This window comes from Streptomyces polygonati, assembly GCF_042650325.1.
GTDB lineage: Bacteria > Actinomycetota > Actinomycetes > Streptomycetales > Streptomycetaceae > Actinacidiphila > Actinacidiphila polygonati.
Genome location: NZ_JBHSBB010000051.1, coordinates 18,438 through 39,498 on the forward strand (window position 1 = coordinate 18,438; position 21,061 = coordinate 39,498).

At 72.0% G+C, this 21,061-nt stretch carries 20 protein-coding genes and 1 tRNA gene; 14 read left to right on the forward strand and 7 right to left on the reverse strand.

Features of this window, described 5'->3' with window-relative positions; translation table 11 throughout:
* The first annotated feature begins 22 nt into the window (after positions 1-22).
* The 5 genes from ACFO3J_RS34730 to ACFO3J_RS34750 all read left to right on the forward strand — a co-directional run bounded on the left by ACFO3J_RS34730 (position 23) and on the right by ACFO3J_RS34750 (position 3,970).
* Positions 23-487 carry a peroxiredoxin gene (locus ACFO3J_RS34730; RefSeq protein ID WP_386438568.1) on the forward strand — a complete coding sequence of 155 codons (465 nt, stop codon included), beginning with the start codon at positions 23-25 and terminating at the stop codon, positions 485-487.
* 81 nt (positions 488-568) lie between these two features.
* Positions 569-1,144 carry a TerD family protein gene (locus tag ACFO3J_RS34735; protein ID WP_386438472.1) on the forward strand — a complete coding sequence of 192 codons (576 nt, stop codon included), beginning with the start codon at positions 569-571 and terminating at the stop codon, positions 1,142-1,144.
* Positions 1,145-1,251: 107 nt separating this feature from the next.
* Positions 1,252-1,827, forward strand: coding sequence for a TerD family protein (locus ACFO3J_RS34740; protein ID WP_386438475.1), 576 nt, complete (start codon positions 1,252-1,254; stop codon positions 1,825-1,827).
* 63 nt (positions 1,828-1,890) lie between these two features.
* Positions 1,891-3,069, forward strand: a complete 1,179-nt coding sequence (locus tag ACFO3J_RS34745; RefSeq protein ID WP_386438478.1) for a DUF475 domain-containing protein — start codon at positions 1,891-1,893, stop codon at positions 3,067-3,069.
* A gap of 169 nt (positions 3,070-3,238) precedes the next feature.
* Positions 3,239-3,970: a TerD family protein gene (locus tag ACFO3J_RS34750; protein WP_386438480.1), complete on the forward strand. Its 732-nt coding sequence runs from the start codon at positions 3,239-3,241 to the stop codon at positions 3,968-3,970.
* Between the two features lie 76 nt (positions 3,971-4,046).
* Here ACFO3J_RS34750 and ACFO3J_RS34755 read toward each other — a convergent pair whose 3' ends face one another.
* Complete coding sequence (locus ACFO3J_RS34755) at positions 4,047-5,012, reverse strand: TerD family protein (protein WP_386438483.1); 966 nt, start codon at positions 5,010-5,012, stop codon at positions 4,047-4,049.
* Between the two features lie 250 nt (positions 5,013-5,262).
* On the opposite strand from ACFO3J_RS34755, the gene ACFO3J_RS34760 reads away from it, so the two are divergent.
* The 3 genes from ACFO3J_RS34760 to ACFO3J_RS34770 all read left to right on the forward strand — a co-directional run bounded on the left by ACFO3J_RS34760 (position 5,263) and on the right by ACFO3J_RS34770 (position 9,880).
* Complete coding sequence (locus tag ACFO3J_RS34760) at positions 5,263-6,435, forward strand: HpcH/HpaI aldolase/citrate lyase family protein (RefSeq protein WP_386438486.1); 1,173 nt, start codon at positions 5,263-5,265, stop codon at positions 6,433-6,435.
* A gap of 80 nt (positions 6,436-6,515) precedes the next feature.
* Positions 6,516-8,987, forward strand: coding sequence for a phosphoribosyltransferase (locus ACFO3J_RS34765; protein ID WP_386438489.1), 2,472 nt, complete (start codon positions 6,516-6,518; stop codon positions 8,985-8,987).
* Between the two features lie 80 nt (positions 8,988-9,067).
* Positions 9,068-9,880, forward strand: a complete 813-nt coding sequence (locus ACFO3J_RS34770) for an HAD family hydrolase (RefSeq protein ID WP_386438570.1) — start codon at positions 9,068-9,070, stop codon at positions 9,878-9,880.
* Between the two features lie 25 nt (positions 9,881-9,905).
* Here the strand turns inward: ACFO3J_RS34770 and ACFO3J_RS34775 are convergent, their stop codons facing one another.
* Positions 9,906-10,559: a nucleoside/nucleotide kinase family protein gene (locus ACFO3J_RS34775; protein ID WP_386438492.1), complete on the reverse strand. Its 654-nt coding sequence runs from the start codon at positions 10,557-10,559 to the stop codon at positions 9,906-9,908.
* Positions 10,560-10,600: 41 nt separating this feature from the next.
* On the opposite strand from ACFO3J_RS34775, the gene ACFO3J_RS34780 reads away from it, so the two are divergent.
* A complete protein-coding gene (locus ACFO3J_RS34780) occupies positions 10,601-11,260 on the forward strand; it encodes an O-methyltransferase (RefSeq protein ID WP_386438494.1) in 660 nt (219 codons plus the stop codon).
* Between the two features lie 64 nt (positions 11,261-11,324).
* Positions 11,325-11,573 (forward strand): FmdB family zinc ribbon protein, encoded by a 249-nt coding sequence (locus ACFO3J_RS34785; RefSeq protein WP_386438497.1) that lies wholly within the window; start codon positions 11,325-11,327, stop codon positions 11,571-11,573.
* A gap of 7 nt (positions 11,574-11,580) precedes the next feature.
* Here ACFO3J_RS34785 and ACFO3J_RS34790 read toward each other — a convergent pair whose 3' ends face one another.
* Entirely contained in the window at positions 11,581-12,825 is a 1,245-nt protein-coding gene (locus tag ACFO3J_RS34790; protein ID WP_386438500.1) for a hypothetical protein, read from the reverse strand.
* Positions 12,826-12,969: 144 nt separating this feature from the next.
* On the opposite strand from ACFO3J_RS34790, the gene ACFO3J_RS34795 reads away from it, so the two are divergent.
* Positions 12,970-13,044 (forward strand) — tRNA-Val (locus tag ACFO3J_RS34795).
* 1,537 nt (positions 13,045-14,581) lie between these two features.
* Positions 14,582-15,340 carry a bestrophin-like domain gene (locus ACFO3J_RS34800; protein WP_386438573.1) on the forward strand — a complete coding sequence of 253 codons (759 nt, stop codon included), beginning with the start codon at positions 14,582-14,584 and terminating at the stop codon, positions 15,338-15,340.
* A gap of 130 nt (positions 15,341-15,470) precedes the next feature.
* Here ACFO3J_RS34800 and ACFO3J_RS34805 read toward each other — a convergent pair whose 3' ends face one another.
* Positions 15,471-16,889, reverse strand: coding sequence for a family 2B encapsulin nanocompartment shell protein (locus ACFO3J_RS34805; RefSeq protein WP_386438503.1), 1,419 nt, complete (start codon positions 16,887-16,889; stop codon positions 15,471-15,473).
* Between the two features lie 317 nt (positions 16,890-17,206).
* Here ACFO3J_RS34805 and ACFO3J_RS34810 point away from each other — a divergent pair, with 317 nt between their 5' ends.
* Complete coding sequence (locus ACFO3J_RS34810) at positions 17,207-17,392, forward strand: hypothetical protein (RefSeq protein ID WP_386438506.1); 186 nt, start codon at positions 17,207-17,209, stop codon at positions 17,390-17,392.
* A gap of 81 nt (positions 17,393-17,473) precedes the next feature.
* On the opposite strand, the gene ACFO3J_RS34815 is transcribed toward ACFO3J_RS34810, so the two are convergent.
* Positions 17,474-18,154, reverse strand: a complete 681-nt coding sequence (locus ACFO3J_RS34815) for a DedA family protein (protein ID WP_386438509.1) — start codon at positions 18,152-18,154, stop codon at positions 17,474-17,476.
* A 621-nt stretch (positions 18,155-18,775) separates the two neighbouring features.
* On the opposite strand from ACFO3J_RS34815, the gene ACFO3J_RS34820 reads away from it, so the two are divergent.
* Positions 18,776-19,357, forward strand: coding sequence for a TMEM165/GDT1 family protein (locus ACFO3J_RS34820; protein WP_386438512.1), 582 nt, complete (start codon positions 18,776-18,778; stop codon positions 19,355-19,357).
* Positions 19,358-19,411: 54 nt separating this feature from the next.
* On the opposite strand, the gene ACFO3J_RS34825 is transcribed toward ACFO3J_RS34820, so the two are convergent.
* Positions 19,412-20,065 carry an HAD-IA family hydrolase gene (locus ACFO3J_RS34825; protein WP_386438515.1) on the reverse strand — a complete coding sequence of 218 codons (654 nt, stop codon included), beginning with the start codon at positions 20,063-20,065 and terminating at the stop codon, positions 19,412-19,414.
* 142 nt (positions 20,066-20,207) lie between these two features.
* The gene (locus ACFO3J_RS34830; protein ID WP_386438576.1) at positions 20,208-20,726 is read right to left on the reverse strand and encodes a hypothetical protein; all 519 of its coding nucleotides are present in this window, start codon (positions 20,724-20,726) and stop codon (positions 20,208-20,210) included.
* Positions 20,727-21,061: the final 335 nt, after the last annotated feature.

Genomic DNA, 21,061 nt, shown 5'->3' on the forward strand with positions numbered 1-21,061 from the left:
CACCGACGGAGGGACCGCGACCGTGCCAACCCAGGTCGGTGTGGGCGACCCGGCCCCCGACTTCCGCCTCAGCGACCAGCACGGCCGTACGGTCCGGCTGAGCGACTTCCGCGGCGTCAAGCATGTCGTGCTGCTGTTCTTCCCCTTCGCCTTCACCGGCGTGTGCACCGGCGAGCTGCGGGCGGTGCAGGCCGAGCTGCCCGCGTTCCAGAACGAGGACGTGCAGCTGCTCGCGGTCTCCTGCGACTCCATGCACGCCCTGCGCGTCTTCTCGGACGCCGAGGCGCTGGACTTCCCGCTGCTGTCCGACTTCTGGCCGCACGGCACCGCCTCGCGCGCCTACGGCGTCTTCGCCGAGGACAAGGGCTGCGCGCTGCGCGGCACCTTCGTCATCGACAAGCGGGGGACGGTCCGCTGGACCATCGTGAACGGCCTGCCGGAGGCCCGTGACCTTCATGAGTACGCAAAGGCGCTCGAAGCGCTGTAGTCGCGGGGAACCGGTCACTAAGCTCGGCACGTTGATCCGGTACGCACAGCTGCATCCGCACCGAAGGGGAGGGGAGGACTCGTGGGAGTCAGCCTCAGCAAGGGTGGCAACGTCTCGCTGACCAAGGAGGCGCCGAACCTGTCGGCCGTCGTGGTCGGTCTGGGCTGGGACGCCCGTACGACCACGGGAACCGACTTCGACCTGGACGCGAGCGCGCTGCTCACCAATGAGCAGGGCAAGGTCCTGTCCGACGCGCACTTCGTGTTCTTCAACAACCTCCGCAGCCCGGACGGTTCGGTGGAGCACACCGGTGACAACCTCACCGGCGAGGGCGAGGGGGACGACGAGGTGATCAATGTCAATCTCTCCGGGGTGCCGGCCGATGTCGCCAAGATCGTCTTCCCGGTCTCCATCTACGACGCCGAGCCGCGCCAGCAGAGTTTCGGCCAGGTCCGCAACGCCTACATACGGGTGCTCAACGCCGCCGACAACCGTGAACTGGCCCGCTACGACCTGACCGAGGACGCCTCCACCGAGACCGCCATGGTCTTCGGCGAGCTCTACCGGCACGGCGCCGAGTGGAAGTTCCGCGCCATCGGCCAGGGCTACGCCTCCGGGCTGCGCGGCATCGCCCAGGACTTCGGCGTCAACGTCTGACAGCCGTACGCCACCGTCCGGCCGCCGTACGCCACTGTCCGGCGGCCGGACGGGACGCCGTACGCCGTACGCGTCGCGAACCAACTCGCGGGGAGGGAAGAACCACGATGGGCGTCACGCTCGCCAAGGGAGGCAACGTCTCCCTGTCCAAGGCCGCGCCGAATCTCACCCAGGTGCAGATCGGCCTCGGCTGGAGGGCCCGTTCGACCACCGGAGCCGACTTCGACCTGGACGCCAGCGCGCTGCTGTGCGCGAACGGCCGGGTGATGGGAGATGAATACTTCATCTTCTACAACAACCTCAAGAGCCCCGAGGGCTCCGTGGAGCACACCGGTGACGACCTCACCGGCGGCTCAGGCGGCGACGACGAGACCATCCTGGTCGACCTGTCCAAGGTCCCGGCCGCCGTCGACAAGGTCGTCTTCCCGGTGTCGATCTATGAGGCAGATGCCCGGGTGCAGACGTTCGGCCAGGTCAGCGAGGCCTACATCCGGGTGCTCAACCAGGCCGACGGCGCCGAACTGGCCCGCTACGACCTGACCGAGGACGCCTCCACCGAGACGGCGATGATCTTCGGCGAGCTCTACCGCTACGGCGGCGAATGGAAGTTCAGAGCGGTAGGTCAGGGGTACGCCTCCGGACTGCGCGGTATCGCCCTAGACTTCGGGGTCAACGTTTCGTAAAGCCGCGTACCGCGCGGGGGTTCCCTTGCTCGGGGGGATCTCAAGGGATTGGGTGGGAAGCACGTGCTCCTCAGAACATTCGGCTGGTCGCTCGGCATCACCGCCGTCGGCCTCGCCTTGGCCGGCTACTTCTGGGGGGCCAAGGGGGTCGCGCTCATCGCGATCCTGTCCGTCCTTGAGATCTCGCTGTCGTTCGACAACGCGGTGATCAACGCGGGCATCCTGCGCAAGATGAACGCCTTCTGGCAGAAGATCTTCCTGACCGTCGGCGTGCTGATCGCGGTCTTCGGCATGCGGCTGGTCTTCCCGATCATCATCGTGGCCCTCACCGCCAAGCTCAGCCCCTACGAAGCGGTCAAGGTCGCCATCGACGACCACAAGCGCTACGAGGCGCTGGTCACCGGCGCCCATCCGGCGATCGCCGCCTTCGGCGGCCTCTTCCTGCTGATGATCTTCCTCGACTTCATCTTCGCGGAGCGGGAGATCACCTGGCTGACCTGGCTGGAGAAGCCGCTGTCCAAGCTGGGCAAGCTGGACATGCTCTCGGTGGTGGTCGCGATGGGCGCCCTGGTCATCGCCGCCACGACAGTGGCCACCGGCGTACCGGTGCACGGCGGGCACGGCAGCGTCGACAAGGGCGAGACGGTGCTGCTGTCCGGCGTCCTGGGCCTGATCACCTATCTCGTGGTCGGCGGGATCTCCGGCTACTTCGAGGAGCAGATCGAGGACGAGGACGAGGAGGCCGACGCGGAGCTGGACGCCGAGCGGGAGGCCGACCGGGAGGCGGTTCCCAGCCCGGAGCGGAGCGGGGCGACCGTCTCCCAGGTGGCGGGCCTGGCCGGCAAGGCCGCGTTCTTCATGTTCCTCTACCTGGAGGTCATCGACGCGTCCTTCTCCTTCGACGGTGTCGTCGGCGCCTTCGCGATCAGCAACAACATCTTCCAGATCGCCCTCGGCCTCGGTATCGGCGCGATGTACATCCGGTCGCTGACCGTCTACCTGGTCCGCAAGGGCACCCTGGACGACTACGTCTACCTGGAGCACGGCGCACACTACGCGATCGGCGCGCTGGCGATCATCCTGCTGGTGACGATCAAGTACGAAGTCAGCGAGGTCGTCACCGGACTCATCGGTGTGGTGCTGATCGGGGCGTCCTACTGGTCCTCGGTGGTCCGCAACCGCCGGGTCGGGAAGAAGTCCGAGCAGACGGAGGACAAGCCGCACATCACCACCGGCGTCTGAACCCCGGCTCGAAGAGGCCCGGCCGGGCCCGGTCCGGGGCCTGGCCGGAACACCTGCCGTGCGCACGCTGCCCCCGCCTTCCCGCTCTTCCGGTGGGGGCAGCCGCATGTCACTGTACGGATAGGGCACGGCACCGTACGGACACAGCGGAGCACCGGGAGTGGGAGCGATGGACTGGCGGAAAGTTCTGGGGCCCGGCGGCGCCCAGCAGTTCGACCTGACGAATGTGCACTCCGTGGAGCTGACCAAACGGCGCCCGGAGATCTCGCTGACCAAGCAGGGCGCCGCGGTGGGCAATATGCGGGTCAATCTGTCCTGGCAGATGCGGACCTCGGACACCGCGAGCTGGAACGCGGACAGCGGCGGCTTCCTGCGCCGCCAGCTGGAGATCTTCAAGCCGCACGTGGTGCAGGCGGCCGGACCGGCGATGGTCAATGTCGACCTCGACCTGGCCTGCCTGTACGAACTGGCCGACGGCTCCAAGGGCGTGGTCCAGCCGCTCGGCGACTTCCTCGGCGACCTGGACTCACCGCCCTACATCCAGATGAGCGGCGACGACCGGTTCGGCGGCAGCTCGGGCGAGACGCTCTTCATCAACTTCGACAAGCGCGACGAGTTCAAGCGGCTGCTGGTCTTCGTCTACATCTACGACGGCACCCCCGCCTTCGACCGCGCCCACGCCAAGGTGGAGATCTTCCCCGGCTCCGGTCCGCGGATCGAGATCCCGCTGAGCGAGCGCGAACCGCAGGCCCGGTCCTGCGCGGTGCTGCTGATCGAGAACCGCAAGGGGGAGCTGGTGGTGCGGCGCGAGGTGAAGTACGTCTACGGCTTCCAGGCCGAGATCGACCGGCTGTACGGCTGGGGCCTGCAGTGGGGGCGCGGCTACAAGTCGAAGGTGTAGCGCGGTCGGGCCGGGGGTGCCGGTCGGGAGCGGGCCGGCAGGTCCGGCTGGGCTGGCAGGGCCGGGCGGCCCGGTGTCAGCGGGCCGGCTGGAACTGCGGGCCCTGTGGCGGCAGCGTGAAGCCGTTGTCCGGCGGACCGCTGTCCGGGAAGCCGCTGTCGCCCCTGCGCTGCCCGGTCGCCGCCACCGGCTGAGGGTAGCCGTAGGACGGGTAGCCCTGCTGCGGCTGCTGGTGGACCGGCGGCGCCACGGTGGGCGGCGGCGGGACGGCGGCGGTCGCCGCGACCGGCTGCGGATAGCCGTACGCTGGTTGGGCGGGCACATGTGCGGGCGAGGGCGCCGGCAGCGGATAGCCGTAGGCGGTCGTGGCGGCCGGCGCGGGAGCCGGTTGCGGCTCGGCCCGCACCGGCGCGGGCATCGCCGCGGTGGGGGCCAGCGACGGCTCGGGTCGCGGCTGGACCTGGGTCTGCTGGGGCGCCGGAGCGGGCTCCGGGTCCCCGTCGTCCACCGCGATACCGAACTCGGTGGCCAGTCCGACCAGCCCGTCCGCGTACCCGAGGCCGAGTGCGCGGAACTTCCAGCCGGCGTTCTTGCGGTAGAACTCGCCGCAGATCAGGGCGGTCTCCTGGCCGGTGTCCGGGACGACGTCGAAGGTGATCACCGGGGCGGCGTGCTGCGGACCGGCGCTGTCGTAGACCATCAGGGCCAGGTCGTGCACCTGGCTGAAGGGGCCGCCGTCGCAGGAGGCGGCCACGACCACCCGGTCCACGGTGGCGTCCAGCGCCGCCAGGTCCACCTCGACGGTGTCGGTCAGTCCTTCCGGCACCCGCTTCTTCGGCAGGTGGCGGGCCAGGCCGGAGGGATGGCGGGGCTCGTTGTAGAAGACGAAGTCGGCGTCCGAGCGGACCCGGCCGCCGGAACCGACCAGCAGCACGGAGGCGTCCACGTCCGGGGCTCCCGGCCGCAGGCTCCAGCGCAGCACGGCCCGGACGCCGGAGGCGTCCAGCGGGATGTTCGAGCCCTTCACCATCACGTGCGTCATACCGGTCATCCTGCCCTTCCGGCGGGCCGGCCCACAACGCCGCGCGGCGCGGCGGGACGGGTGCGGTGCGGGACCGTAAAGAACCGGCCTGTATCGATGGCGTACCCATCTGGCCGATCCGGTGCGACGGTCATGCGGTGGACCTGCGCCGGTTACCTGCTTTTCACGAACGAAGGGAACCAGTACTCCATGGTCGCACGTACGATAATCGGCCAGATGTCTCCCGGCCCGACCACCTGAAAGGGGGCGTATGCGCCACTTCGGACACCTCACCTCTGATCTCAGAAGTGAACTGTTTCACCGCGAGCCGCAGGAATTCACCGCCGACTCGCCCGCCCACACACTCGCTGTCGCCCTCGGCGCCACGCTCTACAGCCCGGCCACCCGTCCCCGGCTCGCCGACGACATACGCAAGCAGGCCGCCCAGGGCGTGGTGTCCATGGTGCTGTGCCTGGAGGACTCCATCGACGACCGCGATGTCGTCGCGGGCGAGGCCAATCTGATCACGCAGTTCGCGGATCTGGCCGCCCGCCCCGACCCGGCCGGCGCCATCCCGCTGCTCTTCATCCGGGTCCGCACACCCGAGCAGATCACCGACCTGGTGAACCGGCTCGGCGGGACGGTGGAGCTGCTGTCCGGGTTCGTGCTGCCCAAATTCACCGAGGAGACCGGCGTCCCCTTCCTGGAGGCGCTCAGCAAGGCCGAGGCCGCCTGCGGACGCCGGCTGTTCGCCATGCCGGTCCTGGAGTCACCCCAGCTGCTGCACCTGGAGAGCCGGGTGGAGACACTGCAGGGCATCTCGCGGACGGTCGACAAATACCGCGACCGGGTGCTGGCGATGCGGCTCGGCGTCACCGACTTCTGCGCCTCCTACGGGCTGCGCCGGGCGCCGGCGATGACCGCCTACGACGTCCAGATCGTGGCCTCGGTGATCGGCGACGTGGTGAACACCTTCGGGCGGGCCGACGGCAGCGGTTTCACGGTGAGCGGGCCGGTCTGGGAGTACTTCCGGCACCACGAGCGGATGTTCAAGCCGCAGCTGCGGCGCAGCCCCTTCACCCCCGAGGCGGAGGATCTGCGCGAGGCGCTGCTGGCCCGCGACATGGACGGGCTGCTGCGGGAGATCGAGCTCGACCGGGCCAACGGACTCCAGGGCAAGACCTGTATCCACCCGACCCACGTCCCGCTGGTGCACGCGCTCAACGTCGTCACCCACGAGGAGTTCTGCGACGCCGGGGACATCCTGCACGAGGACCGGGGCGGCGGGGGCGTCCTGCGGTCGGCCTACACCAACAAGATGAACGAGGTGAAGCCGCACCGCGCCTGGGCGGAGCGGACGCTGCGGCGGGCCGAGGTGTTCGGCGTGGCGGGCGAGGACGTCGGCTTCGTGGAACTGCTGGCGGCCAGCCTGCCGTCCTCCTGACGGGCGCGGGCGCCGAAGGACCGAAGGACCCCGGGCGGATCCGCCCGGGGAACACGACTGGAGTGAGGGAAATCCGCTTGATGGCCACGAACGCGCCCTGGCCGGGCCAGTGGGTCGCCGACCGGCTGGGCGTCGCCCTGCACGGCGAGGGCCTGCACGACCTGCTCGGCCTCGCGCTGCGGCGCAACCCCAAGCGGGCGCACCTGCTCGTCTCGCAGGTGCTGGGCAAGCATGTGCCGCAGCGGCCGGACACGGTGTACGGACACGGCTTCCGGCTCGGTCGGCGGGTCCGGGAGCTGCTCGGGCCGGCCGAGGCCGACCGGGCCGTCGTGCTCGGTTACGCCGAGACCGCGACCGGTCTGGGCCACTCGGTCGCGGACGGCCTCGGCACGGCGCCCTACCTCCACTCCACCCGCCGCGAGGTCCCCGGCGTCGCCCCGGCCGGCGGCTTCGAGGAGGAGCACAGTCACGCCACCGGCCACTTCCTGCTGCCCGCCGACCCGGCGCTGCTGGCCGGCCCCGGCCCGCTGGTGCTGGTCGACGACGAGTTCTCCACCGGCCGGACCATCCGCAACACCATCCGCGACCTCCACGGGCGCCACCCCCGCGACCACTATGTGGTCGTCGCCCTCACCGACCTCCGCCCGCCGGCCGACCGCACCGCCCTCACCGCCTTCGCGTCGGCCCTGTCCACCCGCATCGACGTCCTCACCCTGTCCACCGGCACGGTCACCCTGCCGCCGGGCGTCCTGGCACGCGGTCAGGCGCTGGTGGCGGCCCATGAGCCCCCGGCCGAGCGGCCGGCTCCGGTCGGCAGTCTTCTCGGCGGTCCGGACGGCAATTCCGCGCGACGGGTCGAGCTGGGCTGGCCCGAGGGGCTGCCCGACGGGGGACGGCACGGCTTCTCGCCGGAGCACCGGGAGCGGCTGGAGGCGGCGCTGCCCGCGATGGGCCGGCGGCTGGCCGACGCGCTGCCGGACAGCGCCCGCCGCGTGCTCGTGCTGGGCAACGAGGAACTGATGTACGCGCCCCTGCGCCTGGCCCAGGCCCTCCAGGACGCGCTGGGAACGGCGGAAGGCGAGCCGGAGACCACCGTGCGGTACTCCACCACCACCCGCTCACCCGTACTCGCCGTGGACGACCCGGGGTACGCGATCCGGACCAGGATCGTCTTCGGGGCCCACGACGGACCCACCGACGAGGGGTCGCGGGAGCGGTACGCGTACAACGTGACCGGCTTCGACGCGGTGGTGTGCGTGGTGGACTCGGTGGGGGACACGGACGCGCTGTACGAGCCCGGGGGGCTGCTCGGCCGGCTGGCCGGGGTCACGGAGACGGTGCTGCTCGCCGTCGTGCCGTCCTATCGACCGAACGGAAACGACCGCAGCATGAGCCGCACCGCACCCCGTCCGCTGCCGGAGCCGCTGCGCGGGCCGGACTTCTCGTCCTACCGGCCGGACGAAGTGGGCTGGCTGCTCAAGGACCTGTCCGGAGTGGAACTGGAGGCCCCGACCGAGGAGCGGGAGGAGGCGATCCAGAGCGGCGGCGCGCACTACGCCGAGTCGCTGCCGGTGGAGTACCAGCCCACCCCCGAGTACCAGGAACTCTTCCGCACCGCGCTGGCCGGCTCGGCGGCCCGGATCGCCCGGGCGGTCGGCGCCGTCACCGAACTCGTCCTGGCCGAACGCGGGCCCGACGCCGTGCTGGTCTCGCTGGCCAGGGCCGGCACCCCGGTGGGCGTGCTGATGCGCCGCTGGGCGCGCCACGCGCACGGCCTGGACCTGCCGCACTACGCCGTCTCCATCGTCCGGGGCCGCGGCATCGACGCCAACGCGCTGCGCTGGCTGGCAGCCCACCACAACGCGGCCGACGCGGTGTTCGTCGACGGCTGGACCGGCAAGGGCGCCATCACCCGCGAACTCGCGGACGCCGTGGCGGAGTTCGACGGCTTCAACCCGGACATCGCGGTCCTCGCCGACCCCGGCGGCTGCGTGTCCACCTACGGCACCCGCGACGACTTCCTGATCCCGTCCGCCTGCCTCAACTCCACCGTCTCCGGCCTGATCTCGCGCACCGTGCTGAACGCCGACCTGATCGGCCCCGACGACTTCCACGGCGCGAAGTTCTACCGCGAACTGCTCGGCGCCGACGTCTCCGGCTCCTTCCTCGACACCGTGTCCGCCGCCTTCGACGCCGTCGCCGACGCGGTCGCCGAGGACGTCAAGGCGCTGCGCTCGCAGGACCGTTCACCGACCTGGGCGGGCTGGCGGGCGGTCGAGCGGATCAGCGAGGAGTACGGCATCGGCGACGTCAACCTCGTCAAACCCGGGGTCGGCGAGACCACCCGGGTGCTGCTGCGCCGGGTGCCCTGGAAGATCCTGGCCCAGCGCGGCGCGGGCGCCGACCTGGACCACGTACGGCTGCTGGCCGCCCAGCGCGGGGTGCCGGTGGAAGAGGTCGACGGCCTGCCGTACTCCTGCGTCGGCCTGATCCACCCCCGCTACACCCGTGGCGCGACCGGAACCGACGGCAAGGCGGTAGGCACCAAGTGACCCCCCAGACCGAGCCCCAGACCAAGCCCGAGTCCAAGCCCCAGCCCGCCGGGCCCGAGCGGCCCGCGCCCAGCCGCACCCTGGTCGCCAGCGACCTGGACCGCACCCTCATCTACTCCAGCGCCGCGCTGGCCCTGACCATGCCGGACGAGAACGCGCCCCGGCTGCTGTGCGTCGAGGTGCACGAGGCCAAGCCGCTGTCGTTCATGACCGAGGCGGCCGGCCGGCTGCTGGTCGAACTCGCCGACTCCGCGCGCTTCATGCCCGTCACCACCCGGACCCGCAAGCAGTACCGCCGGATCAGCCTGCCGGGCCGCCAGCCCCGCTACGCGATCTGCGCCAACGGCGGCCACCTGCTGGTGGACGGCCACACCGACCACGACTGGAACGCCGAGATGCGCCGCCGACTCGCCGACGGATCGGCCCCGTTGGAGGAGATCCGCGCGCATCTGGCCGCCACCGCCGACCCCGCGTGGCTGCGCAAGGAGCGCGTCGCCGAGGACCTGTTCGCCTATCTGGTGGTGGACCGCGAGCGGCTGCCGGCCGGCTGGGTCAAGGAACTCGCCGACTGGGCCGAGCCGCGCGGCTGGACGGTCTCCCTCCAGGGCCGCAAGATCTACGCCGTGCCGAAGCCGCTCCGCAAGAGCGCCGCGCTGGCCGAGGTGATCCGCCGTGCCGGCGTCGAACAGGTGCTGGCGGCCGGCGACTCGCTCCTGGACGCCGACCTGCTGATGGCCGCGGACAGCGGCTGGAGCCCCGGCCACGGCGAACTCGCCGACAGCGGCTGGACCGCCCCGCACATCACCGCGCTGGGCACGGTGGGGGTCGCGGCGGGTGAGGAGATCCTGCGCCGCATGCTGGTCGCGGTCTCGGGCGACGAGATCGCGGCGTAGCCACCGGGGCCCGTACGCCGTACGGTCACACCTCCCAGGTGCCGTTCTCGTCCGGCTGGCCCGGTACGACGATCCGGGTGCAGTGCGCGCGGCCGCGCTCCACCCGCAGGGCGTTGGGGCGTTCGCTGGCGGTTATGAAGGCGCGCGCCTCCGACTCCGTCCGGCCGCCGCGCACATGCCGCCGCAGCAGACGGCGCTCGCGCAGCCGGCGGGGCGCGTCCACGTACCACAACTCGTCCAGCAGGTCCCGCACGTGGCCCCAGCCGGGCCCGTCGTCGGCGAGGTAATTGCCCTCGGTGACGACGAGCCCGGTCCCGGCCGGCACCACCAGCCCGGCAGCCACCGGTTCGTCCAGCCGCCGGTCGAAGTCGGGCGCGTAGACCGGCCGTTCGCGCTCGGACCGCAGCCGGCGCAGCAGCTGCACATAACCGTCGACGTCGAAGGTCTCCGGCGCGCCCTTGCGGTCCCGCAGCCCCAGCCGGTCCAACTGCGCGTTGGACAGATGGAAACCGTCCATCGGCACATACGCCGCCGTGTCCGCCCCCAGCCGTTCGTTCACCCCCGCCACCAGCCGCCTGGCCAGCGTCGACTTCCCGGCGGCCGGCGCGCCCACCAGACCCAGCAGGGCTCTGCGGCCTGGAATGCTGGGCACCAGGGCCACCGCGTCATCGACGAGCATCTCGTCAGCCTAGGCCCTTGGCCCACACACAGGAGCAGACGTTGCCCGAGACGAAGAATCCGCAGCTCACCCCCGAGCTGTACGCGTATGTCCTCGAACACAACCCGCCGCTGAACGCCGCGCAGCGTGAACTGGTCGAGACCACCCACCGCAAGCTCGCCGACGCGGCCTTCCTCCAGACCGCCGAGGAGCAGGGCCCGCTGCTGGCGTTCCTGGTCCGGCTGACCGGGGCCCGGCAGATCGTGGAGGTCGGCACCTTCACCGGTTTCTCCACCCTGTCCATGGCCCAGGCGATGCCCGCCGACGGCCGGCTCATCGCCTGCGACGTCTCCGAGGAGTGGACCGCCTACGGCCGCGATGCCTGGGCCAAGGCGGGTGTCGCCGACCGGATCGACCTGCGGATCGCCCCGGCGATCGAGACACTGCGGGCGCTGCCGGCGGGCCGGTGGATCGACTTCGTCTTCCTCGACGCGGACAAGGGCTCGTACCTCGACTACTGGGAGGAGTTGGTGCCCCGGCTGGCCCCCGGCGGTCTGCTGGTCGCCGACAACACCCTCTACCACGGCGAGGTCGTCGACCCGACGGCCGGCGGGGGCGCGGCGGCCATCCGGGCGTTCAACGACCGGGTACGGGCCGACGACCGGGTGGACGACGTGCTGCTCACCGTCGCGGATGGGCTGACACTGGCCCGCAGGATCTAAGGCTGGTCGTTCGACCGGCCCGGCAACACGCACCGTTCCAGGGGCCGGGGGATACGCTGAGGCCATGCCTCGTTACGAATACCGGTGCAAGTCCTGCGGAGCCACTTTCGAGATGCGCCGCCCCATGTCACAGGCCAACGCCGCCGCGCCGCCCTGCCCCAAGGGCCACGACGACACGGTGAAGCTGCTGTCGACCGTCTCGGTGGGGATCTCCTCCTCGTCGTCCGCCTCGGGCTCGGCCGCGGTGTCGTCCGCGCCGGCCCCGGCGAGCGGTGGTGGCGGGGGCTGCTGCGGCGGGGGCTGCTGCAGCTGAGCTGGGCTCAGCGGCCCGCGGCCCGGTCCTCACGGATGTTCGAGACCACGCGGGTGGCCGTCTCCCGGACGGCCGCGGTCTCGGTGAGGAAGGCCCAGTAGTCGGGGTGGCGGCCCTCCAGGGCCGCCAGCGCCCGGTCGAGCCGGGCCACGGCCTCGTCCAGCGGGCGGGCGTGCCGGGGCTCGGGGGTGGCGCGGCCCTGCATGGCCAGCCGCTGGGCGTCACGGATGGCGAAGCGGGTCTTCTCGACCTCGGCCTTGGGGTCCTTGCTGACCTCGTTCAGCCGCCGCAGCCGGTCACCGGCGGCGCCCACAGCCCCGTCCACCTCGTCCATCAGCGACCGGACGGCGGCCAGCTTCGCGGTGGCGTCCGCCCAGCGCTGCTCGGCCCGGGCCCGGCGCGCCTCGGCCAGCTCCTCCTCGGCGTGCCGCACGGCCTGCGCCGCCTGCTCGGGCACCTGCTGGAGATCCTGCCAGCACTCCACCGAGAAGCGCCGCCGCAGCTCGCTGAGCACCGGGGACACGCCCTCCGCCCGGGTGGCCAGCGCCTGCACCCTGGTCCGCAGCGACACCAGCCGCTTGTCCAGCTCCCTGGCCCGCTCGGGCAGCCGCTCGGCCTCCGCCCGGACCGCTTCCGCCCTGCGGCGTACGTCGTCGGCGCGCCGCACGGTCTCGGTCACGCCGTGCTTGCTCGCGCCCTCGTTGAGCTTGGTCAGCTCCGGGGCGAGCGCGGCCAGCCGGGCGGCCAGATCGTCCGCCCGCAGCCCGGCGGCGCGGACCGCGTCCAGCGCGTCGGTGGCCGCCAGCAGCGACTGCTTGGCGCTCTCCCGGGCCGGCGCCAGCCGGGCGAGCTGTGTCTCGGCCTTGCCGAGCAGCGGGCCGAGGCCCGACTGGAAGCGCTCCAGCTCGGTCCGCGCCTTGTCCAGCTCTTCCTTGGCCCGGGTCAGCTCGCTGCGGGCCCGCCCCGCCGCGGTGTGGTCCAGCTCGTCCCGGTCCAGGTCGTGCGCGTCGACGGCGGCGATGTAGGCGCCGCTGACCTGGTCGATCCGCTCGCCCAGCGCGCGGAATCCGGCCAGCGCGCGGCGGGCCTCGGCGGAGTCGTCCACCGCGGAGATCGTCTCTATCGAGATCTCCAGCTCGCGCTGCGCGGTGTCCAGCTCGTAGAACGCCTGTCCCGCCGCGTCCTTGGCCGCCTGGGCCTCCGCACGCAGGTTGCTGTCGCCGCGCCGCCACCACGAACGTGCCGTCGTCACAGTGACACTCTCTCCCCGCGTTCGGCCGTCACCACCATCGGCTCCATCCTCCCACCCGGCCGCCGCGAACACACCGTGCGGGCCACCTGCCCACGGTTGCTGACCAGCCCCCGGGGCACGGTACTCTTTGACGTCGCAACCCCCGGGCGTGTAGCTCAGCGGTAGAGCGCCGCCCTTACAAGGCGGATGTCGGCGGTTCGAAACCGTCCACGCCCACCACGCGGACATCACCACCAGCGACGACGGCCAGGTCGGGACAAGCGCCCGTGCCTGGCCGTCCGCTTTCCCGCGACCGGCTCGCGGCGACTGCTCGGCGTGGTGACGGACCGTAGCGGTTCGGGGCCGCCGGGAGGGACCGCGGGTCGATCGTCCGATCGATGGTTTGGCCTTTGAATAACCCGTTCGGGGGAACGGCTGGATCCAGTCGGGCGGGTCCGGCGGCAGGTGCTGACCATGAGCGAATGAGCACTCAGTGGGGCAAGCACACCCGCTTATGGGCGGCCATGGCCGTTACCGTCATGGCGACGGGCTCCTGGGGACTCGGCGGACCGGCTTCGGCGGCCCCCCGGGCCCCCTGCTCGTCGTCCCATCAGTCGGCGTACTCGACTCCCGCCCCTGGCAGCCCAGTTGGCCAGGCCTGTGCGGCACCCTCCGGGCACGGCGGGCGGTCTCCCACGGGAGGCGGCTCCGGCGGGGAGGGCCGAGGGGGGCCGGGGACCTCCCGCCAGGGCGGCTCCGCCGGGGGCGGTCACCACCATGAGCGGGAGCCCGGGGGCGGGACCGGCCAGGGGTCCTCACCCTCGCCCTCGCCTACGCCCGCGCATCAGCCGGTGCCGGACCCGACGCCGACCGCCTCCGCGGCACCGCATCCGGCCACACCGACTCCCGCGCCGGCGCCGGACCCGAGTCCCGCGCCGCCATCGGGACCGGCGCCGGCACCTTCGGCCGAAGCGGACCCGGCGCTGTCGCCTTCAGCGGCGCCGAGCGGGCCTTCCGAGCACCCGACGTCCCGGCCGGGCGGGTCCGGCGGCCAGCAACCGGCCGGCCCCCCGTCCGGGCCCAGGCCCGGAACCGGGCACGGGCGGCCGCCAGGCCACCACCACCGGCCGGGGCCGGGCCTGCCGTCCCCGCCCTGGCACGGGCACCGGCCCGACTGGTGCGTGCCCTGGCAGTGGGGCTGGCCGTGGATCTGGCAGTGGCAGCAATACCACCATCACCACCACCACCGGCCGCCGTGGCCGTGGCCCCGGCCCTGCGAGAAGCCGCCGCCCCCGCCGCCCCCACCACCGCCTCCTCCGACGACCCCGCCACCCAGTCCGACGCCCACACCCACACCGACGCCCACACCGGTGCCGACGACGCCCACCCCGACTCCGAGTCCCACCCCCCGCCCGTCCCCGACCGCCACTCCCGCACCGCCGGCGGCAGCGCTGCCGCCGCCACCGCGCCCGAGCCCACCAGCCATCACCCGGACGCCCGCACCCAGCCCGCCACCGCCACCGCCACCGCCGCCGGCACCGACGCCGTCGGCGGCGCCCAGCATCAAGCCCCGGCCCTCGCCCGCGATCACCCCGGTGGCCGTGCACTGGCCGGTGCGGCAGCCGAAACCGGCCGGTCCGCCCGAGCCGCACCGGCGGCCGCTGACTCTCACGATGCTGCTCACCACCGTGCCGGCCCTGCTCGCCGTGGCGGTGCTGCGGCCCGGCTCCCGTACGTATCGCAGGAACAACTAGCCCACAGCAAGGGGGATTTCGGTATGTCGCAGTGGGTGGCACTGCTTATCGCCATGGTCGCGGTCGGCGCTGTCGTGGTCAGTGTGGTCGTCCTCAGACACCGCAGGATCACCGCGGAGGACGACCCGTCGGAGACACCGGACGTCATCGAATACATGGTCATGATGATCGGAGTGGTCTACGCGATCGTCATCGGTCTGGCCATCGCCGGGGTCTGGGAGGGCCGCGGCTCCGCCCAGGCGGACGCCCTGGCCGAGGCCCAGGCGCTGCACGAGGTGAAGTCCCGTGTGCAGGTCTATCCGCCGGAAGTACGGGACAAAGTACGTGCGGACGTGGACACCTACGCCGCCTTCGTCGTTGACAGAGAGTGGCGGTACATGCGTAATCACGGCGAACTGGCGCCGGAGGGGACCGCGTTGCTCAACCAGGTCCGGACCGACGTCACCCAGTTCGATCCGAAGAGCGATCTGGCCGCGCAGGCGTACCAGCCGGTGGTGGACGAGGTGGCGGCCGCCGATCAGGCCAGGGCGGCGCGCGGGCAGGGTGCCGGGGCGACGATGCCCGGCATGGTGTGGTTCGGGCTGATCGCCGGCGCCCTGGTGACGGTCGGGCTCATCTTCACCCTGCAGATCCGGCGTTCACCGCGTGAACTGCTGCTGGCCGGGCTGTTCAGCGCGCTGATCGCCTTCCTGCTCTTCCTGATCTGGGATCTGGACGCGCCCTTCGGCAGCGGACTGACGGTCTCGGCCTCGGTCTTCCGGGACCTGGTGCTCGGCTCCTGAGGCCGCGGCATCTCAGGATCTGAGAGGTGAGGTGACAACGGCGAAGAGCGGCTCCCCTGCCCGGCCGGGCAGGGGAGCCGCTCTTCGTAGGTGTGTCGGTCGGCTCATCGGGCCAGGAAGCCCGGGCCGCTCAGCGCCAGTTGGCCACGTTCACATTCTCCAGCACGCCCAGTGCGTCCGGCACCAGGACCGCGGCCGAGAAGTACGTACTCACCAGGTAGCTGATGATGGCCTTCTCGTCGATGCCCATGAAGCGGACATTGAGCCCCGGCTCGTACTCGTCCGGGATACCCGTCTGGTTGAGCCCGATGACGCCCTGGTTGTCCTCGCCGGTGCGGATGGCGATGATCGAGCTGGTGCGGGCGCTGCTGATCGGGATCTTGTTGCAGCTCAGGATGGGGACACCGCGCCAGGCCGGGACGGTGGAGCCCAGTACCTCGACCGGATCGGGGTAGAGGCCGCGCCGGGTGCACTCCCGGCCGAAGGCGGCGATGGCCCGCGGGTGCGCCAGCAGATAGCGGGTGCCCCGGCGGCGGCTGATCAGCTCGTCGAGGTCGTCGGGCAGCGGGGGGCCGGCGTGCGGCTGGAGGCGCTGCTCGTAGTCCGCGTTGTTGAGCAGCCCGAACTCCGGGTTGTTGATCAGCTCGTTCTCCTGGCGCTCCCGCAACGCCTCGACGGTGAGCTTGAGTTGCTGCTCGGTCTGATTCATCGGCTCGTTGTAGAGGTCGGCCACCCGGCTGTGGATGCGCAGCACGGTCTGGGCGACGCTGAGTTCGTATTCGCGGGGCTTGACCTCGTAGTCGACATAGGTGCCCGGGAGTTCGGCCTCGCCCCGGTGTCCCGAGGCCAGCTCGATGTCGGCCTCACCGCGCTTGTTGGCCCGCTGGCGGGGGAGCGAGCGGTACTCCTCCAGGTGGTCGCGCAGCTCGGCGGACTGGGACAGCAGCGGCTCCAGGTCCTGGCGGGACAGCGCGAGCACGGTGGTGGCGGCGCCGGCCTTGGCGGTGTACTCCCAGGTGCCCTCGCCCAGCAGCGCCTGCTCGCCGAAGTGGTCGCCGTCGGCGAGCACCCCGAGCCGGGTCTGCTCGCCGTAGGAGCCCTCGCCGAGCTTCTCCACCTTGCCGTGGGCGATGAGGAAGACCGTGTCGGCGGGCTGGCCGGCCTCGGCGAGCACCTCACCCGGCTCGTACTGCCGCTGGACGAAACGATCCGCCAGTGCGGTGAGCCCCGCGTCGTGCTGGAAGCTCCGCAGGGCGGCGAGTTCGCCGAGCTCCTGCGGGATGACCCGAACCTCGGACCCGGTCTTCACGAAGGTGACCCGACCGTCGCCGACCGAGAAGCTCAGCCGGCGGTTCACTCGGTAAGTACCGGCGTTGACCTGGACCCAGGGCAGCACGCGCAGCAGCCAGCGGGACGAGATGCCCTGCATCTGCGGAGCCGACTTGGTGGTGGTCGCCAGATTCCGAGCGGCGGCCGTGTCGAGACTCGTCCGCGGCTGTCCGTTCTGCGGGGCGCCTTGTGCGGTGTCCTGGCCCGCATCAACCGACATGGGCTGTCCTTCCCGTAAGTGGGTGATACGGGCTCATTCTTGCCAGTGCGCCGGGGGCTGCCTATTGCCGGAACGAGTGAGAATACTTTCCGAAATACGGGTAAGTGGCGGTCTTCGCGGCCGAAAACGGGCACCGTTCGAGCCGCACTCGAACTTCATGCGCTCCCGAGACGAACCCGGAATCGAACTTGAGTCGAACCCATGTGCGTCGAACAGCCACTTGCGGGCAACCGAACGTCGACGGGCGCCGCCGGCGCCCGTTCGTCACCACCGGACCCGCCGCCGTCCCAACGGCGGCCCTTCGCAAGGAGAGCCACATGCTGGCTGCCGTAGGCGCTGTCATCTTCTTCATCGCTTGGCTGATCAACGTCACCAACACCCACACGGACGCGGCGTTCACGCCCTGGAGCCTGATGGTCGCGGGGCTGTTCTTCGTCGCGCTGCACCTGGCCGGGGTCGGCACCGGCTGGTCGTACGGCACGAGAACGCGCCGTCGTCGCTGAGTCCGGCGGCGCCGGGCAGGTGCGGGGCGGGCTCAGATCGGGTTCAGGTCGGTTCGGGGGCGTCAGGAGCGCTTCGGCGGCTCAGAGCGCTTCGATGACCGAACCGCGGTCGGGCGGCGTGCCCTGCCCCGGGATCGCCAACGGGACGGTCGCGTAAGCGGCGGCGACCGCCAGCCGCCGCTCGCGCCGGAAGACGTAGGCCGCGAAGGCGCCCGCCCCGACCAGCGCGGCCAGCGACATCACGGTGCCGAGCCAGCTCGCGCCGAGCCACTCGCCGCCGATCCAGCCCAGGCCCACGCTGTAGGTCGCCCAGCACAGCCCGGCCAGCGCGGACCAGGGCAGGAACTCCCCGGGGCGGCGCCGCGCCGCGCCCGCGCCGAGGCTGCACACACTGCGGCCAGCCGGCGCGAAGCGGGCGAGGACGACGAAGGCGCCGCCGCCACCGGTCAGGACCTGGCTGAGTCGCTCGTGCGCCACGGCGAGCCGCCGGGAGCGCGCCAGCCGGCCCTCGAACCACTCGCCGCCGCGCCAGGCCAGCCGGTAGGCGAGTATGTCGCCGATACAGGACGCGAGGGCCGCGCAGCCCAGCAGCGCGAGGATGTCGAGTGCCCCGTCCCGGCCGCCTGTTGACCCGGCGGTCGCCGCGCTGACCACCAGCACACCGCTGGGGAGCACCGGCACGAACACGTCGAGCAGCACGGAGATCGCGACGAGCAGATAGATCCACGGCCAGTCGAACAAGGAGCCGATGCCGTGCAGCACTGCGCCTCCTCGTCCTTCGCCGGGCCTGCTCGGGTGGTGCGATGTGGTGGTGCTCGGGGTGGTGCTCTTGGTCCTGTACGGGTGGTGCCGATCCGCGGAGGAGCGTCGGGCGGACGGGGTGTTACGCCCGATCCGGACGGTTCCGTACCGGGTCCTGACCTGGTGCGGGACGCCGCTCGCGCGGCAGCGGATCTTCATCCGCCGTCAGCCGTACAGCGTACGCCAGTAGCGACCTTCGGTTCCGTCGGGGGCGCGTGACGTACGAGACAATCACGGCGTTATAACGGTGGGAATACTTTGGCCGAACGGGGGCCGTGCCCCCCTTCCGCACATTCGGGACACTGCCTTCGAGGGTACGCCGGGCGTCCCCTAGACTGACGGCAGCAGAAGGGGAGTAGCTCTTCGCCGGACCGTCGACATACTGCTCGGGCCGTTCACCGCGTCGGGTTTCCCGGCGCCGGACGGACCGGGCCGGCGCCCGGAGGCGGTGGGTGCCGGATGACGGCGCCGGCCGCCAGCGAGACCTTCGGCCGCAGTGTTCCGACGCTGCCGGGCCGAAGCGATCCCGCTCCCCGCGGTTCCTCCGGTACGGCTGCCCCGACCGATCGAGGATCGCCTTCCGTGCTGAGCCTGACCGTCATCGCCGTCGTCTTCGGCGTGATCTTCCTTTCCGAACTGCCCGACAAGACGGCGTTGGCGAGCCTGGTGCTCGGCACGCGCTACCGGGCGTCGTACGTCTTCTGCGGTGTCGCCGCGGCCTTCGTGGTCCATGTCGCGCTCGCCATAGCGGCGGGCAGCCTGCTCACCCTGCTGCCCCACCGCCTGGTGCAGGGCGTGGTGGGGGTGCTCTTCCTGGGCGGCGCGGCGATGCTGCTGTTCTCGCGGGGCGAGGACGAGGAGAAGGTGCGGGCGCCGGCCGACCAGAGCTTTCTGAAGGTGGCGGGCACCGGCTTCATGCTCATCCTGGTCGCGGAGTTCGGCGACCTGACGCAGATCATGACCGCGAACCTGGCCGCGCGCTACTCCGACCCCGTGTCGGTGGGGCTGGGCGCGGTGCTGGGGCTGTGGGCGGTGGCGGCGCTGGGCGTCTTCGGCGGGCGGCTGCTGATGAAGCGGGTGCCGCTGGCGCTGATCACGAAGGTGGCGGCGGCGGTGATGGTGGTGCTGGCCGGGTTCAGCCTCTACGAGGCGGTCGCGGGCTGAGCGGCTCGCCGAGGGGTCGTCCAAGGACCGTACGGCGGCGGGCTGTCGGGATTGTCAGCCCGCCGTGATCCGCAGGCCGCCCTCCGGGGCGGCAGCCACCCGGATCAGCTCCAGGGAGGCCACCTGGACGTCCGGGTGGTGCGCGGCGGCGCGCGGGCCGATGCCGATCACCCGCATCCCGGCGGCGCGGGCGGCGGCGATGCCGACCTCGGCGTCCTCGAAGACCAGGCAGTCCTCGGGGGCGAAGCCGAGTTCGGCGGCGCCCTTCAGGAAGCCCTCGGGATCGGGCTTGCTCGCGCTGACCCGCTCGGCGGTGACCACGACCGGCGGCAGCGGCAGCGCGGCGGCTCCCATCCGGGCCCGGGCCAGCGTTTCGTCGGCGGAGGTCACCAGGGCGTGCGGGTGGCCCGCGAGGGCGGCGAGGAAGGCGGGGGCGCCGGCCACCGGGACGACGCCGTCGAGGTCGGCGGTCTCCTCGGCGAGCATCAGGGCGTTCTCGGCGAAGTTCTCGGCGGGCGGGCGGTCCGGGAGCAGCGCGGCCATGGTGGCGTGCCCCTGGCGGCCGTGGACGACCTCCAGTACGGCGGCGGGGTCCAGCGCGTGGCGGTCGGCCCAGCGGCGCCAGCAGCGCTCCACCACGGCGTCGGAGTTCACCAGGGTGCCGTCCATGTCGAGCAGCAGGGCGCGGGCGGTGAACACGGACGGCATGCGGCTCCTTGTGACCAAGTGCAACGTGGCCCCGCCCGCCGGTCAGGGGAAGCGGGCGGAACCACTTTGTTTCTGTACGGTACAAAATATTTCGGTGATGCGCCAGCCCCCGCAGGGGTGACGGAGATGAATTGCCGGCGGCCTACGGGTGCCGCGGGACCACGAACTGCAGCAGGCCCCAGGTGAAGTGGGCGATCGTACGGGCCGGGGTGCCCGGTGTGCTCAGGGCCAGCACGGAGCGGGTCGGCGCGTCGGGGGGCAGCGGGGTCGCCGGGGGGAAGGCGCGGGCCGCGTCGTCCACCGTGCAGGACCACGGCGTCAGGTCGGCCACCCCGCGCAGCGTGGGCGCGGGGGCGCCCGGGGCCCTGACCAGCCACTCGTTCCAGACCGCGCCGCCGCCGGGGGCGGTCAGCACCTCGAAGCGCAGATCGGGCCACAGCGGCAGGGGCCACAGCAGCGCTGTGCAGGTCAGGTCGCCGATCCGCTGCTCCCGCGTCGACTCGGGCGGACCCAGCGCCGTCCGGTAGCGCCGCTCCCCACCGGGGAACGTCCGCGCATGCAGCCGCGCTTGCCACCTGCGGTGGGCGTCCCGCAATTCGGCATGGCTCGCACCCAGCGTCCGCAGCGCGTCGTCCACCAGGTCCGGCTGGTGGTCGGCCATCCTGCGCAGCAGCACGAGCTGGAAGTGAGCGAGGCCGAAGGGGGCGTCTGTGGACACGCCCCGATCGTATGCGACGGCCTGCGGCCCGCTTTTCGGCACTTGGGCCCGCCGCCCCGGGCAGTGCGCTCACGCTGCGGGCTCCGCCCCGCCGGGTGCGGGACGGAGGGGACCTCCTCCCTTCCCCGTGCCCGGGAGCACCCGCGCGCGACGTACTTTTGGGGCGCCCCGGAGGGCGCGGGATCTTCTCGCTCGGCCAGTGCGTGGGCGCTGGCGCGTGGGGTTGGTCGGCGGGGCCCGGGTGGCTCGGCGGCGGGGGCGATGGTGGCAGGCCTCCG

Bases quoted from the DNA above. Each gene is read 5' to 3' on its own strand.
- ACFO3J_RS34740 (WP_386438475.1), top strand. From the start codon at position 1,252: ATGGGCGTCACGCTCGCCAAGGGAGGCAACGTCTCCCTGTCCAAGGCC.
- ACFO3J_RS34750 (WP_386438480.1), top strand. From the start codon at position 3,239: ATGGACTGGCGGAAAGTTCTGGGGCCCGGCGGCGCCCAGCAGTTCGAC.
- ACFO3J_RS34755 (WP_386438483.1), bottom strand. From the start codon at position 5,012: ATGACGCACGTGATGGTGAAGGGCTCGAACATCCCGCTGGACGCCTCC.
- ACFO3J_RS34760 (WP_386438486.1), top strand. From the start codon at position 5,263: ATGCGCCACTTCGGACACCTCACCTCTGATCTCAGAAGTGAACTGTTT.
- ACFO3J_RS34765 (WP_386438489.1), top strand. From the start codon at position 6,516: ATGGCCACGAACGCGCCCTGGCCGGGCCAGTGGGTCGCCGACCGGCTG.
- ACFO3J_RS34775 (WP_386438492.1), bottom strand. From the start codon at position 10,559: ATGCTCGTCGATGACGCGGTGGCCCTGGTGCCCAGCATTCCAGGCCGC.
- ACFO3J_RS34785 (WP_386438497.1), top strand. From the start codon at position 11,325: ATGCCTCGTTACGAATACCGGTGCAAGTCCTGCGGAGCCACTTTCGAG.
- ACFO3J_RS34800 (WP_386438573.1), top strand. From the start codon at position 14,582: ATGTCGCAGTGGGTGGCACTGCTTATCGCCATGGTCGCGGTCGGCGCT.
- ACFO3J_RS34805 (WP_386438503.1), bottom strand. From the start codon at position 16,889: ATGTCGGTTGATGCGGGCCAGGACACCGCACAAGGCGCCCCGCAGAAC.
- ACFO3J_RS34810 (WP_386438506.1), top strand. From the start codon at position 17,207: ATGCTGGCTGCCGTAGGCGCTGTCATCTTCTTCATCGCTTGGCTGATC.
- ACFO3J_RS34825 (WP_386438515.1), bottom strand. From the start codon at position 20,065: ATGCCGTCCGTGTTCACCGCCCGCGCCCTGCTGCTCGACATGGACGGC.
- ACFO3J_RS34830 (WP_386438576.1), bottom strand. From the start codon at position 20,726: ATGGCCGACCACCAGCCGGACCTGGTGGACGACGCGCTGCGGACGCTG.